Origin of the sequence: Pantoea cypripedii (genome assembly GCF_002095535.1) — a bacterium.
Lineage (GTDB): Bacteria > Pseudomonadota > Gammaproteobacteria > Enterobacterales > Enterobacteriaceae > Pantoea > Pantoea cypripedii.
Genome location: NZ_MLJI01000001.1, coordinates 3,588,979 through 3,604,102, shown reverse-complemented (window position 1 = coordinate 3,604,102; position 15,124 = coordinate 3,588,979). Strand labels below are relative to the sequence as shown.

Annotated in this window: 14 protein-coding genes; 9 read left to right on the top strand and 5 right to left on the bottom strand. The window is 54.6% G+C overall.

Annotated features, from left to right (window positions below; genetic code table 11):
* Position 1: 1 nt before the first annotated feature.
* The 7 genes from HA50_RS16590 to HA50_RS16560 all read left to right on the top strand — a co-directional run bounded on the left by HA50_RS16590 (position 2) and on the right by HA50_RS16560 (position 5,588).
* The gene (locus HA50_RS16590; protein ID WP_084876662.1) at positions 2–1,462 is read left to right on the top strand and encodes an NAD(P)-binding domain-containing protein; all 1,461 of its coding nucleotides are present in this window, start codon (positions 2–4) and stop codon (positions 1,460–1,462) included.
* On the top strand, positions 1,459–1,941 hold the full coding sequence (locus HA50_RS16585; protein ID WP_084876661.1) for a CMD domain-containing protein: 483 nt from the start codon (positions 1,459–1,461) through the stop codon (positions 1,939–1,941). Before HA50_RS16590 ends, HA50_RS16585 begins: the two co-directional genes overlap by 4 nt.
* Positions 1,938–2,504: a peroxidase-related enzyme gene (locus HA50_RS16580; protein WP_084876660.1), complete on the top strand. Its 567-nt coding sequence runs from the start codon at positions 1,938–1,940 to the stop codon at positions 2,502–2,504. Before HA50_RS16585 ends, HA50_RS16580 begins: the two co-directional genes overlap by 4 nt.
* A gap of 31 nt (positions 2,505–2,535) precedes the next feature.
* On the top strand, positions 2,536–3,273 hold the full coding sequence (locus tag HA50_RS16575) for an amino acid ABC transporter ATP-binding protein (RefSeq protein ID WP_084876659.1): 738 nt from the start codon (positions 2,536–2,538) through the stop codon (positions 3,271–3,273).
* A gap of 20 nt (positions 3,274–3,293) precedes the next feature.
* On the top strand, positions 3,294–4,112 hold the full coding sequence (locus HA50_RS16570; RefSeq protein ID WP_084876658.1) for a transporter substrate-binding domain-containing protein: 819 nt from the start codon (positions 3,294–3,296) through the stop codon (positions 4,110–4,112).
* Positions 4,113–4,183: 71 nt separating this feature from the next.
* Positions 4,184–4,876 carry an amino acid ABC transporter permease gene (locus HA50_RS16565; protein WP_208617322.1) on the top strand — a complete coding sequence of 231 codons (693 nt, stop codon included), beginning with the start codon at positions 4,184–4,186 and terminating at the stop codon, positions 4,874–4,876.
* 19 nt (positions 4,877–4,895) lie between these two features.
* The gene (locus tag HA50_RS16560) at positions 4,896–5,588 is read left to right on the top strand and encodes an amino acid ABC transporter permease (RefSeq protein WP_084876656.1); all 693 of its coding nucleotides are present in this window, start codon (positions 4,896–4,898) and stop codon (positions 5,586–5,588) included.
* Between the two features lie 36 nt (positions 5,589–5,624).
* On the opposite strand, the gene HA50_RS16555 is transcribed toward HA50_RS16560, so the two are convergent.
* The 3 genes from HA50_RS16555 to uxuA form a co-directional block, all read right to left on the bottom strand.
* Entirely contained in the window at positions 5,625–6,869 is a 1,245-nt protein-coding gene (locus HA50_RS16555; RefSeq protein WP_084876655.1) for an LVIVD repeat-containing protein, read from the bottom strand.
* Positions 6,870–6,877: 8 nt separating this feature from the next.
* A complete protein-coding gene (locus tag HA50_RS16550) occupies positions 6,878–7,936 on the bottom strand; it encodes a sugar ABC transporter substrate-binding protein (RefSeq protein WP_084876654.1) in 1,059 nt (352 codons plus the stop codon).
* Positions 7,937–8,187: 251 nt separating this feature from the next.
* Positions 8,188–9,252, bottom strand: coding sequence for a mannonate dehydratase (uxuA, locus tag HA50_RS16545; RefSeq protein ID WP_084878585.1), 1,065 nt, complete (start codon positions 9,250–9,252; stop codon positions 8,188–8,190).
* A gap of 367 nt (positions 9,253–9,619) precedes the next feature.
* Between uxuA and HA50_RS16540 the strand changes: the two genes are divergently transcribed.
* Positions 9,620–10,567, top strand: a complete 948-nt coding sequence (locus tag HA50_RS16540; protein WP_084876653.1) for a sensor domain-containing diguanylate cyclase — start codon at positions 9,620–9,622, stop codon at positions 10,565–10,567.
* A gap of 217 nt (positions 10,568–10,784) precedes the next feature.
* Entirely contained in the window at positions 10,785–12,518 is a 1,734-nt protein-coding gene (locus tag HA50_RS16535) for a hypothetical protein (protein ID WP_084876652.1), read from the top strand.
* Positions 12,519–12,578: 60 nt separating this feature from the next.
* On the opposite strand, the gene HA50_RS16530 is transcribed toward HA50_RS16535, so the two are convergent.
* Positions 12,579–14,447, bottom strand: coding sequence for an amidohydrolase (locus HA50_RS16530; RefSeq protein ID WP_084876651.1), 1,869 nt, complete (start codon positions 14,445–14,447; stop codon positions 12,579–12,581).
* Between the two features lie 18 nt (positions 14,448–14,465).
* Positions 14,466–15,026 carry an antibiotic biosynthesis monooxygenase gene (locus HA50_RS16525; protein WP_084876650.1) on the bottom strand — a complete coding sequence of 187 codons (561 nt, stop codon included), beginning with the start codon at positions 15,024–15,026 and terminating at the stop codon, positions 14,466–14,468.
* Positions 15,027–15,124: the final 98 nt, after the last annotated feature.

Sequence of the window (15,124 nt, the reverse complement as noted above, 5' to 3'; positions counted from 1 at the left end):
CATGACGACAGCAGCACAGCCCAGCGGTCTTACCGCGCTTGAAGCCCAGCTTCAGCAGGATCTCGAATTCCTCGAACTACCGGCCAAAGCCTGGGTGCCTGCGCGCACTCACCAGGGCGCACCGGTACGCGATGTTGTGGTGATTGGCGGAGGGATGTGCGGGCTGGCCGCGACGGCAAAATTGCTGCTGACCGGCATCACCAACGTGGTGGCTTATGATGCCGCTCCGGCCGGGCTGGAAGGGCCGTGGGTGACTTTTGCCCGCATGGAGACCCTGCGCTCGCCCAAAAGCCTGCATGGTCCATCGCTCGGCCTGCCGCAGCTGACCTTCCGTGCCTGGTTTACCGCGCAGTGGGGCGCTGAGGCCTGGCAGGCGCTGGACAAAATCCCCAAAGATCAGTGGATGGATTACCTGATCTGGTATCGCAAAGTGCTGAATCTGCCGGTGCGTAACAACGTGCGCATGACAGCCATCGCCGCTGAAGGTGACCTGATTGCGCTGGATCTCACCGGTGCCGAAACCGGTCGCGTTTATACGCGCCGTCTGGTGCTGGCAACCGGGCGTTCGGGGCTTGGCGGTTTTGCTGTACCGGACTTTTTGCAGGGTATCGATCGCAAATTCTGGGCGCATTCGGCGGATGACATCGATTTTTCCGCATTGCAGGGCAAGCGGGTGGCGGTGATTGGGGCTGGTGCCTCCTCCATGGACAACGCCGCGACGGCGCTGGAAAACGGTGCGGGCGCGGTGGATTTGCTGATTCGTCGCCAGCAGATGCCGCGTATCAACAAGATGACCGGCATCGGCAGCCAGGGCGTGGTGCACGGGATGCATCAGTTACCGGACGCGTGGAAGTGGAAATTTGTTGATTACACCGCCTCGACGCAAACGCCGCCGCCACGTTCCTCCACGCTACGCGTCTCACACCATGCCAATGCGCGTTTCTTCCTCGATTGCGGCATCAACGCGGTTAAGCAGCATGCCGATGGGCTGGTGATTGAAACCACCCAGGGCGCGTTGAATTACGACTATTTGATTGCGGCGACCGGCTTTACTAACGATTTTAACGGTCGTCCGGAGTTTGCTGCCATCGCACCTTATATCCGCAGCTGGGCCGATGGCCGTTATCAGGCGGAGATGGGCACAGCGCGCAGTAGCATGCTGGAAGCGCCAGATCTGGGGCCAGCCTTTGAGTTTCGCGAGCGTGAGCCGGGCAGTTGCCCACTGCTGGCGCATATCCATTGTTTCAACGATGCGGCGATGCTGACGCACGGCAAAGTGTCTGGCGATATTCCGGCGGTGAGCGCCGGTGCCGACCGCCTGGTACGCGGCATTGCGGCTTCGCTGTTCGCCGAGGATGTTGAGCAGCATTTCGACAGCCTGATGGCTTTTGACACCCCTGAATTGCAGGGCGATGAATGGGTGGATTCCACACCCTTACTCAAACAGGAGAATGCGTTGTGATCGACGCCATTGATCAGTCCGCCGGGCTGACACCAGAGGATGAACTGTATCGTGCCCGCCGTTTTCGCCCGGAGTTTGTTGATGGTGCCGAGCAGTGCCGCCAGTCGGTATTGGCGCCACAGCAGGATCAGGGACTGGCAGCCGATCTGCGTGTGGCGCTGGCACATCGTATGGCCGCACTGAACGGTGATGCGCATCTGCTGGCTGACTACGCCGCCCAACTGGCACAGCTGTCTCCTTCGGCTGCGCTGCTGGCGCTGGCAAACGGTGAGACGGATTTGGCTGAGCCGCTGGCGACCATCGCCCGCCACGCTGACCTGGTCACCAACACCCCGTTTGCCGCCGAGGCCAGCCATATCCGTCTGCTGGAGCAGGCCGGGCTGAACAATCCGCAAATTGTGGCGTTGTCTGAACTGATCGCCTTCGTTAATTTCCAGACGCGTGTGGTGTCCGGCTTACGTTTGATGAGGTCCGTATGATTCCGTTAGTCAGCCTCAAACCGTTGCACTGGCATCCTTATATCACGCCGGTTGATGTCGCTGAGGCCACGCCGGAGCAGCTCGACGCGATGAAGGTGACGCCTTCGAATAAGAAGATCTCCGATTATGTGCGCACCCTGGCGCACGACCCGGAGAGTTACACCGCGCGGACCGTCCTGTTTAACGCCATTATGTATGTCGATGGCGGGCTGGATCGGGCCGATCGTGAACTGGGCGCGTTAGGCGCTTCCATTGTAAACGGCTGCAAATATTGCGCCGTGGTCCATGCCCGTCGCCATGCGCAGCTGACCAAAAGCGATGCGCTGGTCAGCGCGCTGTATTTCGACAAAGCTGACACCCTCGGCCCGCGTGATGCGGCTATCTATCGTTTTGCCCGTCGTTTGTCGGTCACGCCATCAGAAGCGACGCCAGAAGATGTGGCTGCGCTGCGTGAACAGGGGATGGACGACCACGAAATTATCGACCTGATCCACGCCATCGCCATCTTTGGCTGGGCCAACCGTTTGATGCATGTGCTCGGCCACGCCAGCATTGAGAAATAACCGTCTTTCACCCGCAAGGACATGAATACAAATGCTTGAACTCAAAGATATTAAGCTGTCTTACGGGAGCACGCCGATTCTGAAAGGGGTCGATCTCTCGGTAAAGCGTGGTGACGTGGTATCGATTATCGGCCCAAGTGGCACCGGTAAAACCACGCTGCTGCGCTGCATTAACTACCTGGCAAAACCGACGTCAGGCAGCATCACCTTTGACCAGATTGCGATGGATTATCAGTCGCCGGACAAAGCCGCGATTCAGGCCATTCGTCTGCGTACCGCGATGGTTTTCCAGCAGTTCAACGTGTTCAAAAACATGACGGTGATTGAAAACGTAATGGACCCGCTGATCGCCGTGCAGCGTAAATCGAAGCAGGAAGCGCGCGCCATCGCTGTGCAGGAGCTGGATCGGGTTGGGCTGGGTGGCAAACAGGATCACTATCCCTCTCAGCTTTCCGGTGGTCAGCTGCAACGTACCGGTATTGCGCGTGCGCTGGCGCTGCGCCCGGATGTGATGTTGTTCGATGAACCCACTTCCTCGCTCGATCCTGAGCTGGTGGGAGAAGTGCTGAAGGTGATTAAAGACGTGACGTCTTCCGGCATTACATCGCTGCTGGTGACGCATGAAATGCAGTTTGCCAAAAGTATCTCCAACCGCATTGTGTTTATGGATCAGGGTGTTGTCGCGGCACAGGGTAGCCCGACAGAGATTTTTGATAACCCGAGCCTGCCACGCCTTGCACAGTTCCTCAATTCAGAACACGTACTCTAATAATTACAGGAATCAAAGACATGCCTGCAATCAAAACAACATTACGTCGCCTGGCAATGCCGGGTATCATGACCATCGCGTTACTCAGTGCTGCCACCAGCTATGCGGAATCGGTGCGCACCATCAAAATCGCCACCGCAGCAGAATCCAAACCGCTGTCGTGGGGCGCTATCGGCGTTGAACCGCAGGGTTATGAGCCGGATGTGCTGAAAGCCATCAACGCGAAACTGCCGCAGTACAAATTTGTTATGGAAGGTGCGGCGGATATCGCCCAGGAAACCGGCCTGGCAACCGGCAAATATGATATGGCGACCGGCGGCTACTACAAGGCTCCGGCGCGCAGCAAACAGTTCCTGATCCCCGATAATCCGATCGGTGCCAGCCTGATGAAGATCTACAGCCGTAAAGACAGCAATATCAACGGTATGAAGGATCTGGTGGGTAAGAATATTGTTCCGGTCACTGCCGGTGGTGGCGTCTACAAGTTTGTTATGCAGTGGCAGCAGGAAAACCCGAGCGACAAGATTGACATCAAAGCCTCCAGCGCCGGTGTCCCTTATCCGGACCGCCTGAAAGAAGTACAGAACGGCAAATATGATGCACTGATCCTGCCTTCCAACCTTGGTGAACAAACCGTTATCGACAACCAGAAGCTGGCGATCAAAGCCAGTGAGCCGGTTTCTATTAACAACACCTACGTCCTGATTCACCGCTCTGACGAGAACAAAAAGCTGAATGACGATGTGAACGAGGCGCTGAAAGAGCTGAAAGCGGACGGCACGCTCGATAAGTTGTCACAGAAGTGGTTCGGCGAAGATATCGTCAAGTACATGAAATAACCGGTTCACCTGAAACCCTGGTGCAAAGCTGACATTTTTTTCAGGAGTGTTTCACAGTGAATCTTTCGACCATGATTCCCGAGCTGCTGTCGGCTTTGCCGTTAACGCTCGCCATTATGTTGGTCGCGATTATTGTCGGCTTTGTGCTGGCACTGATCGCGACGACCTTCCGTGTGCGTCGTATCGCGGTGGTAAGCCAGCTGGCTGATCTCTACGTCTCCTACGCGCGCAGTGTTCCGGTAGTGCTGCAATTGTTTGTGGCATTTTATGGCCTGCCGCTGGTGCTGGAATCGTTCGGCGTGGGCGATTTTATGTCGGCCACGGTGGCGTCGATGGTGGGCCTGAGCCTCTACCACGGCGGCTATCTCTCCGAAGTGATGCGTCCGGCATTTCTGGCCGTGGAGCGCGGCCAGCATGATGCCGCTGACAGCATGGGCTACAGCTTCCGGCAGAAAATGTGGCGCATCGTCGGACCGCAGGCGCTGCATATCGGGCTACCCGGCTACGGCAATGCCATCATCTACCTGATCCACAACGTGGCGCTGGTGATGTATATCGGCGCGGCCGATGTGATGGCAACCGCGCATCTGATCATGGAGCGTGATTACAACCAGTATCAGTTCGGCACTTATCTGGTGCTGGCGGTGCTTTATTCACTGCTCTGCCTGGGTGCCTGGCTGATCGTCCGTTTCTTCGAGCAACGTCATGCCAAATACAACTCGAAAACGGCGGCCAGCCCGGTGAAGTTCACCGCCAGCGTCTGACAGAGAGAGAACACCGATTATGTTTGATATTGAGGTTTTGCTGCCGGACTTCTGGAGCATTCTGGATGCGGTGCCGGTTACGCTGGCGATGGCCATCACCGTTTTTATCTGTTCCACGCTGCTTGGCGGCTTGTTTGCTTTTGTGGAACATAAGCGCCTGCCGGTGCTGCGCCAACTGGTGCTGGCATACAAAATCGCTTTCAAAGGCGTGCCGATGGTGGTGGTGATTTTCCTGGCTTATTACGGCCTGCCACCGGCGCTGCATTTCATTGCCACGCTGTTTGGCGTTGAAGTGAATGCCCACTCGCTGCCGAACTGGGTGATCATCATCGTGGCTCTGAGTGCCTGCGTGGCGGCGTTCCAGGCTGAAGTGTGGAAAGGGGCACTGAACTCGTTTGATAGCGGGCAATCGGATGCGGCGCAGTCGCTGGGTTATACCGGCGGCCAGCTCTTCCGTCGGGTGATGTTCCCACAAATTATCGTGGCGGCAATCCCGGATCTGGCGAACGCCTTTATGGTGATCATGAAAGCGCTGTCGCTGGCCTTTGCTATCGAAGTGGTGGATATCTTCGCTCAGGCACAGCTCACTGCTGCGCTGAACTTCTACTATCTGGAAGCCTTCCTGATTGCGGTGGTGTTCTACATGGTGATTGCCTATCTGGTCACCAAGATCGCCGATATCATCGAGGCGAAGTTGCGGATACGCAGCTAACCCGGAAAAACCGCGCCGTTTGTTCGGCGCGGTTTATCACCCCAGATATTCAATAATCGACAGTCCACCGTTGTAATCGGTGCTGTAGATAATCCCTCCGGCATCGACAAACACATCACAGCTCTGAATCACCTGCGGACGATCCGGCCGGGTATCCATCATGCGTGCCGGAGCCGCAGGCACCAGCGCACCGGTCTCTTTCGGCTGATAAGGATTGGAGATGTCATAGGCGCGCACGCCAGCATTTTGATAAGTGGCGAAAATCAGCGTGTCGCTGACAAAGCTACCGGGCCGATTTTCATGCAGATTATGCGGGCCAAAATGGGCACCCTTTGCCACGTAATCGCGCTCATCCGGCTGGGGAAAGGTAGCGATGCTCACCGGGTTGGCGGGTTCGCGAATATCAAACAGCCAAATCAGCTTCTCGCCATCCTGCTGGTTATCCAGCACCGCTTCGTCCAGCACCACCAGCAGATTGCGTGTTGGTAGCGGCAATGCGGTATGGGTGCCACCGCCAAACGGCGGACTCCAGTTGCGATGGCTGATTAACTGCGGTGCCGTGCGATCGCTGACATCCAGCAACGTTAATCCGCCGTCGCGCCAGCAGCCATAGGCGGTATCACCGCTGATAATGGCGTGATGCAAGGCATAACGTTTACCTTCCGGCCAGTCTGGTGTCTCGCCCCCGGCGGTGTGCATCCCCGGTAACCACCAGCGTCCGGCCACCGCAGGGCGTTGTGGATCGGCTAAATCGATGGTCAGCAAAATGTAATCGCTGAACCCTTCAATCAACGCAGAGACATAAGCCCAGCGTCCGCCGACATACCAGATACGGTGAATCCCGATACCGTCGAGCGCGAGAAAGGCGATTTCACGCGGTTGCGCCGGGGAAGAGATATCAAAAATCCGCAGCCCGGATTGCCAGCTTTTTTCCTGAATATCTGCCGTGGTCTGGCCCACTGCGCGGGTGTAATAGACTTTTTCATCGGCGAAGCGAGCATCGGCAAACAGATCGCGGGCGTTGATCACCAGCAGTAAATCGTCGTGCACCTGCAAATGCACGTTCCAGGTACCGGGCGGTGCCGCGACAAAATTCACGGTTTTAGGCTGACGCGCATCGCGTACGTCAATCACGCTAAAGCCTTGTGAGACCATATGGCCGACATAAGCAAAGCCGCGATGCACCATCACCTGAACGCCGTCCGGGCGGCCGCCCTGGTCGTTGTGACCAATCAGCCGCATATTGCGGCTGTATTCCGGGGTGGGGAGCGAGGAAGTCATGTTCGGCCTCACTGCGCGTTAGCGGCAAGAGTGGCGAACCACGGCGCGACGAAATCATTGCTCTGACCCCAGCCGGGAATCACCTTTTGCAGTGCGGCAACGTTGGCGGCTCCGGGTTGACCGGTCACCAGTGCCTGTGGAATGACGGCGGCTTTAAAGTCGTAACTGGCCGGGGTGGTTTCTCCCGCCAGCTTCAGGGCAATCAGGCGCATATTGATGGCACCAATCAGCTTCGGATCGACCGCCACGCTAACCTTCCACGGGCTGTTTTTTTCGCGCATCAGCTGCAAATCGCCGTTGGAGATGTCGATGCTGTAGAGTTTGATTTCGGTGCGGCCATTCTCCTGCAATGCCTTGTACGCGCCCTGGCTAAACGCATCCCAGGTGCCCCAGATAGCGTCGATTTTCCCCTTTGGATATTTCGCCAGCAGTGCGCCGACTTTGTTGGCGGTATCGCCCTGCACATCGGCAGAAACGGCTCCCACCGACTCCAGTTCATGAATCCCCGGATTGGCCTTCTGGATCTGCTCCCAGGCTGCCTGACGGCGTTCCATCGGCGGGAAACCCGCGACCCACAATTTGATGATATTGGCTTTGCCGTTGAAATCTTTGATCAACGGTTGCAGCGATTGCTCCGTCAGCGAAGCATCATCCTGCTGCGTGACTGTGACGCCTGCGGGCACGTTATCCACTGCGGTATCGAACACCGACAGCGCGATGCCGCTGGCGTGAATACGTTTGACCAAATCGGTGGAGTAGGGCGCACGGCCCTGTGACAGGATAATGCCGTCATATTTCTGACTAATGGCCTGGTTCACGAAATCCTGGAAACGCGCATCGTCACCCTGGCTCAAAAAGGTGCTGACTTTAAAGCCCAGCTTTTTGCCCTGCTGAATGGCTCCGGCGACAAACTGGGTGGTGTTATCGTCCGAACCGAGGTTGCGAATCACCGCCACCCGAATCGGTCCCTGATGATGCGCCAGTGGTGCGGGAAGCGGTGCCTGCGCGGCGCTGACGGCAGAGCTGAGCAGGCTCAGCGTCAAAAAGGGTACGGCCAAAGATTTCATGCAATTTCCCCGAATAAGATGGATGAGACGTCATTGCGCACCGCCGGTTTTTATTGTGGTGGCGGGCGTTCTGAGCGGATTTTTCATCCTCTGCGCGAGGTTGGCAATCAAGGAAAAGGCATAAGTAATGCCAGATAAATCATTAGGTTTGCGGGGAGGTAAAGGCAAAGACGCGCGATAAATCGCGCCGCTACTGAATCTGCACATATTCGTAGCGGCGCGATTTATCGCGCATATGGGGGGCGAAAATCTTAACGTTTACTCAGTGCTTCCCACAGACCCAGCAGATAGGTGGTGCCGAGCGCGCGGTCATAGAGTCCATAGCCCGGACGACCGGTCTCACCCCAGATAAAGCGGCCATGATCGGAACGGATATAGCCGTCAAAACCGTTGTCGTACATCGACTTCAGTACCTGGTACATATCTAGTGAGCCGTACTCGGTGGGATGGGCACACTCGTAGAAATCTTTGTCCTGAATGATTTTGATATTGCGCACATGGGCGAACGGAATGCGTTTGCGGCGTGAGAATTCGGCCAGAATCGCATACACATCATTCTGCGGATCTTCGGCAATCGACCCGGTACACAGGGTAATGCAGTTGGCGGGGGAATCGACCACGTTACAGATCCAGTCGAGATCGTCACGATTCTTCACCACACGCGGCAGGCCGAAAATGGAGTACGGCGGATCATCCGGGTGAATCGCCATCTTCACGCCCACCTCTTCGCATACCGGGATCACTGCTTTGAGGAAATACGCCAGGTTTTCACGCAGCTTCGCATCATCCACCCCTTCGTACTGGGCAAACAGATCCTGCACTTTCGCCAGACGCTCCGGTTCCCAACCCGGCAGGGCAAAACCGTTAGAGCTGCCCAGCACCTCCTGCACCACGTCATCGAGGCTTTTATCGATGCCTTTCTTCTCGAACGCCATGGTGATGGAGCCGTCTGGCAGCACGTAGTTCATCTCGGTCTTCATCCAGTCGAACACCGGCATGAAGTTATAGCAAATCACCTTCACGCCGACTTCGGCCAGGTTGCGGATGCTTTGCTTATAATTCTCGATATAGCCATCGCGGCTTGGCAGGCCGATCTTAATGTCGTCATGAATATTGACGCTTTCGATCACTTCCACTGTCAGACTGGCAGCCTGTGCCTGATCCACCAGCGCTTTAATCTTATCCTTCGGCCAGGTTTCACCCACTGGCACATCGTACAGCGCGCCGACGATACCCCGGACACCCGGAACCTGGCGAATATATTCCAGCGAAACCTTATCTTCTTTCGGACCAAACCAACGCATTGTCAGCTGCATAATGTCATCCACCATCATCGTGTCTGTGATAACTGATAAACTACCATTCTAGTATTCATGATGACAGCGCCTCGCAGCGATCAACCCATGATCGTCGTCACAGAACCGCATTTATCCTGCGCGAGGGAAAGTGTGCGCACAGCTAAACCCATGTGGGCGAGAATTCAATCCTAATCAGGACTTAGAAATGTCTGATCGACTACCATAAATTGTTAAAAACAGCGTGGTTAACTACGATTAGTCAGCTATCAAGGGTTAACCTCTCCTTTTTCGGCGGTTTACCGCTGCTGATCGGCTTTTTACTGGGATCATTTACAGAATATTCCTGGCAGGCACAATAAACCTTATTTCTCTCCTTCCGTGAATCATGTCCGAAGAAGCGCTGCTCCAGCAGATTCAAAACCTGAAAAAGCATAATTCGCGACTAAAACGTATCGCGCATGATGCCCGCAATAAGCTCAGCGCTGCGCTTGATGGCACCGGGCTGTGTTTGTGGCAGTTGGATATTCCCAGCGGCAAACTGGTTATTTTTAACCGGCGCTGGGGGGCGATGTTGGGTTTCCAGCCGAAAGAGCTGAGCGCGAAGTTTGAAGTCTGGCGTGAACACCTGCATCCCGAGGACGCAGATGAGGTGCTAAAGGCGTTTTACGATCATATCGAAGGTCGCGCGCCTTATTATGAAGCCCTGCATCGTATGATCGCCAAAAATGGCAAAATTACCTGGGTACTGGATCGCGGGCGTGTCACCGAATGGGATGAACAGGGTAACCCGATGAAGGTGACGGGCACCCATATCGATATGACCAAAGAGAAGAATTACGAGGCGCAGCTGTCGACGCTGGCCAATCACGATCCGCTTACCGGTCTCACCAATCGCCACGCGCTGTTAACCCACTTTAGCCAGATAAAAAAGCAGGGTCCGCTATGTGTGGCTTATATCGACCTGGATAACTTCAAACACGTCAATGACACCCTGGGACACCGCAGCGGCGATGAAGTGCTGATTCAGCTCAGCCAGCGCATGCGCGACGCCGTACCGCCGAACGTGGTGATTGGTCGTATTGGCGGGGATGAATTTGTGTTGCTGATGCCGTTTCTGATCGACTACCCCAAAGTGCGCATCATGGCGCAGGGGGTGCTGGATGCGGCACTTACGCCATTTGAGCTGGATAACGGTATGGCGCAGATTGGCGCCTCAATCGGTATTGCCCAGGTGCAGGATAATGATGATTTCACCGCGGCGCTGACGCGTGCTGATGAAGCCATGTACAGCATCAAGAAAAATGGCAAGCAGGGGTTTGGTTTAATTCCGTAACTGCCCGACAGAAAAAGTCAAAATGACTGATTTCTCTGATTTCATATTTCACTCAGAAAATCGGGGCCGGAAACTCATATTATCATCTTTCATATATATCACTCATGACATCATTATGATTTAGTGTTGCGCACTTTTTATCTTTTCTCCCCCGACTTGTGATGGTCCTCTTTGTGGATAAAAGAAAATAACGCACGAATATTAATGGAGAAATAATATGTCAGATATGACTATCGGCACGCCTGTCGTCAACGCAACTGCCGGGCAAACAGATAATGCAGTACCCGCAACACCGATTAGAGTGACAAATAGCACCGAAACACTGCTTTCAAATGCGACCACAGAAAAGAGCGTATTTGCCAACGAGGTTTTTCACGGCCAGGTGTTACCCGGTATTAACAATAGCGTACTGATTGACGCTGACTTCAGTGGCAATATATTTACCGATGTGGCCTTTCTGGGGGAGCGAGGTAAACCATTAGAAATCAGGGGGTGCAATTTCAATGGCATAAAGGCGAACAACATTGAAATGGCATATGTTAAATTTACTGAGGGCACAAGCTTTATCAATGTGGGGGGGATTGAGAGTCTGTATTTTTCCGGTCCGGCTAATTTACGCGAGGCAAGATTTGGTAGTTATGAAGAAGGGGCAATTAAATTAAGTCGGCAGCATTTTTCCGATCTGCAAAAAACTTTCGATAACCTGTGTGATGATAATTATTCCTGCGAGCCTGCGATGTTGTTCAAATCGATAGAAAGCATAATTAATACAACATTGCATCGTGACTTTAAACAGCAGATAGTGGCGTTGTTTCGCGATATGCCGGAGCTGGATTATGCACTGGCACATTCCGATGCACTGCGCCAATCGATGTTGGCCCATTTGCTAAAAACGCCTGAAAAGTCAGAGGTGATAACAGGCTTTCTGGAAGATAAACTTATCAAGTATCACGCTCACTCATTGATAAAAAATGATGAAAAGACCAATCTGGCACTTGTCCTCAGTAAAATGGAACCAGAAAAACTGCTCGAACATCAGTTTCTGGTTAACCAGCTACCGGATGTGCGCCAGACTATGAATAAATATCCCACGTTAAAAGCATTTATGGAATGTGCCCGGAAGTTTGATAAGTCGCCAAAAGAGGGCGTAATTTTTTATTTCCCGCAGTCAGAACAGGCTATCTATATTTTCGCCCATGAATTCGACAATCTTATAGCGGGTGAGACGGCACCGGAAAATGCGCGCCTGTTAACCTGTGATAATGGGGGAGTCATGATTACGCCATTGACCGATAAGAAACGGCAAACGCTGCTACAGAACACCCCGGCACTTGAATCACTATGGAGTGGTCGTGGAAGGAAACTGGCAGAGGTTCTTTCTCCATTGTTTGGCGTTCCTGCACATATGGAAGCACGCCGGAATGATTTGCTCCGCCTCGGGAGTCTGGTGTTGGCTCAATTAACGAAGGACGCCCACGGAAAACTCAATCTCGATGATATTGGTAATGTTTATCTGCTAAAACAATTATTCACGCCGTTGATGAACGATATAACCGATGAATCTGGTGATGCCCGTAATAAAAGAGCCGAGTTAATTGAACAGGTTTGCCATCATCTGAACCTGGCAAGCAGTGGGCTTGTACCGCAACAGCAAAAATTTGCCGCCGCTATTTTACTGACGCGTGTATTTGCCAACCTGTTTTCTCCCACATTTTGCAGTACTGACAGTGCCAGTCACAGCTGGTTTCTTGATTTCGCGAAACAATTTCTGATTGATGCTTATGATTACGCCCCAAATGCGACGCTGGCTGATGGGGTCGATACCGTGATTTCACATATTAATGAAAATCGCACGGTTGCTGCGTTATTACTGATTAACTCACTGCAGTTTATCAGTGATAACGACGCGGTGATCGCCGGGTTAATTCACCAACATATCCCGGTATTCTGATGCAGAGTGGCAGCAGGAGGCATTAATGCCTCCTGTATCATTCCCACGGGTAGTAAAACATCAAAACGCGAAACAGGAACAGCCCAGCGCGCCCCAGAAGGCATTGTTATCGGAGACCGGTACCGATGACTGACGCGCTACATCATGGGCATGGCTGTGCACGCCGCATGGGCCGCTGCACTGGTGCACCTTCGGCATCATTGCGGCGCGTCCCGCTGCCTGCGGCGGTGCGCTGCGATAATGGCCCGGCACCGTCACCACTGGTGACCACTCCGGCAACACTGGCACCGGTGGCGGTGCCAGCGGGGTAAAGCTGCCTGCGGCGTACACCACATCACCATCAACCAGGGTCAGCACCGATTCAATCCCTTTGATCTCCTCTTCCGGCACGCTGAAGAAATCTTTCGACAGCAGCACCAGATCCGCCAGTTGTCCGACCTTGATCTCACCTTTGGCGCTTTGCTCGCTGGAGAACCAGGCGCTGCCTTTGGTCCACAGCATCAGCGCGGTTTCGCGGTCGATACGGGCGTTATCATCATACAGCTGCATACCGCCAACGGTGCGGCCGGAAACCAGCCAGTACAGCGCCGTCCACGGGTTATAGCTGGCGACACGGGTGGCATCGGTACCCAGACCGACCGGCACCTCAGCATCCAGCATGCGCGCGACCGGTGGCGTCTGTTTCGCCGCCTGTTTGCCGTAGCGATCAACAAAATATTCGCCCTGGAACGCCATGCGATGCTGCACCGCGATACCGCCGCCCAGTGCTTTGACGCGTTCGATATTGGCTTCGGTGATGGTTTCCGCATGATCGAAGAACCAGTGCAAGCCGTTAAACGGAATGTCGCGGTTTACTTTCTCGAATACATCCAGCATACGGCTGATGGATTCGTTATAGGTGGCATGCAGGCGGAACGGCCAGCGGTGCTCTACCAGATGGCGCACCACGCGCTCCAGTTCATCTTCCATACCCGGAGCCAAATCTGGGCGCGGTTCGAGGAAGTCCTCAAAATCAGCCGCTGAGAACACCAGCATTTCTCCCGCGCCGTTGTGACGCAGGAAGTTGGTGCCCTGGCCCGGCTTCAGCATATCGGTCCATTTTTCGAAATCTTCCAGCTCATGGCCGGGACGCTGGGTAAACAGGTTGTAGGCGATGCGCACTGTCAGCTGCTTTTTGGCATGCAGCTCAGAAATAACATCGTAATCATCGGGATAGTTCTGGAAACCGCCACCGGCATCGATAGCGCTGGTCAGTCCGAGGCGATTCAGCTCGCGCATAAACTGGCGGGTGGAATTCACCTGTTGCTCCAGCGGCAGCTTCGGACCTTTTGCCAGCGTGGCATACAGCAGCATGGCGTTGGGACGGGCGATCAGCATCCCGGTTGGATTGCCGTTGCTGTCGCGCTGAATCTCGCCACCCGGCGGGTTCGGCGTGTCTTTGGTGTAACCCACCACTTTCAGCGCGGCACGGTTGAGCAGGGCACGGTCATACAGATGCAGGATAAACACCGGTGTGTCCGGCGCGGCCGCGTTGATTTCGTCCAGCGTTGGCATGCGACGTTCGGCAAACTGGAATTCGGTCCAGCCCCCGACCACACGTACCCACTGCGGTGATGGCGTACGCAGGGCCTGCTCGCGCAGCATACGTAATGCATCCGCCAGCGACGGCACGCCTTCCCAGCGCAGTTCCAGGTTGTAGTTCAGGCCGCCACGAATCAGGTGCAGGTGTGAATCGTTAAGGCCGGGAATGCCGGTGTGGCCTTTGGCATCGATAATTTGCGTGTGGCTTCCGGCAAAGCGCATCACTTCCGCTTCGCTCCCCACGGAGAGAAATTTGCCATCTTTAATCGCGACGGCGGTTGCCAGCGGATTGGCGCGGTCAACAGTATGGAATTTGCCGTTGGTCAAAATCAGTGAAGCGGTGGTCATGTGTCTTCTCCTGTCAGATTATGCTTTGCTGCCAATCAGCCATTGTTTCAACACGCGGGTCAGCAGTGGCATCCACAGGAAAACCACTAGCGCCACGACGCTGGCATTGTCGAGAAAATTCCCCCACAGCGTGCCGTGGCTGACAGGCAACACCGTATTCCAGAACCAGGGGACCAGGTTGGCTGAGGGAAAAATCACCCCCAGCGTCAGTAAGTATTGTTTCCATTTGGCGGGTTTGACCTGGCCTTTTTGCGTCGGGGTAAACCAGAACGCAGCGCCAGGGCGAACTTCAATATGTTCCGGCTGGGCAAGGATGGCTGGCAGCTCTTTCACCAGTTCCTGACGGGCCGGGGATTTCAGCCAGGCATACAACTCATCCATGCCAACAAAGCGAATTAGCACGGTGTAGGCGTTGTCGCCGTGTACCGGGCGCAACACGTTCACCCCAAGGTGTCCTGGAAAGCTGGCCGCCTGCGGCATGATGGTTTCAAGCCACTTTTCGTAGTCGGCCTGCTTCTCTGGCTGGATGCTGTGGGTGATCACCAGCGTGACATGATGAGCCTGTTGTGAATATTTCATGGTCTGTTCCTCGGTGCGTCTCGCGGGTGAAAGTGCTTGCGTCGTTGAGGAAAAAAATACGAAATGAGAGCGTTTATTGATAACGGATTGTTTTTGGG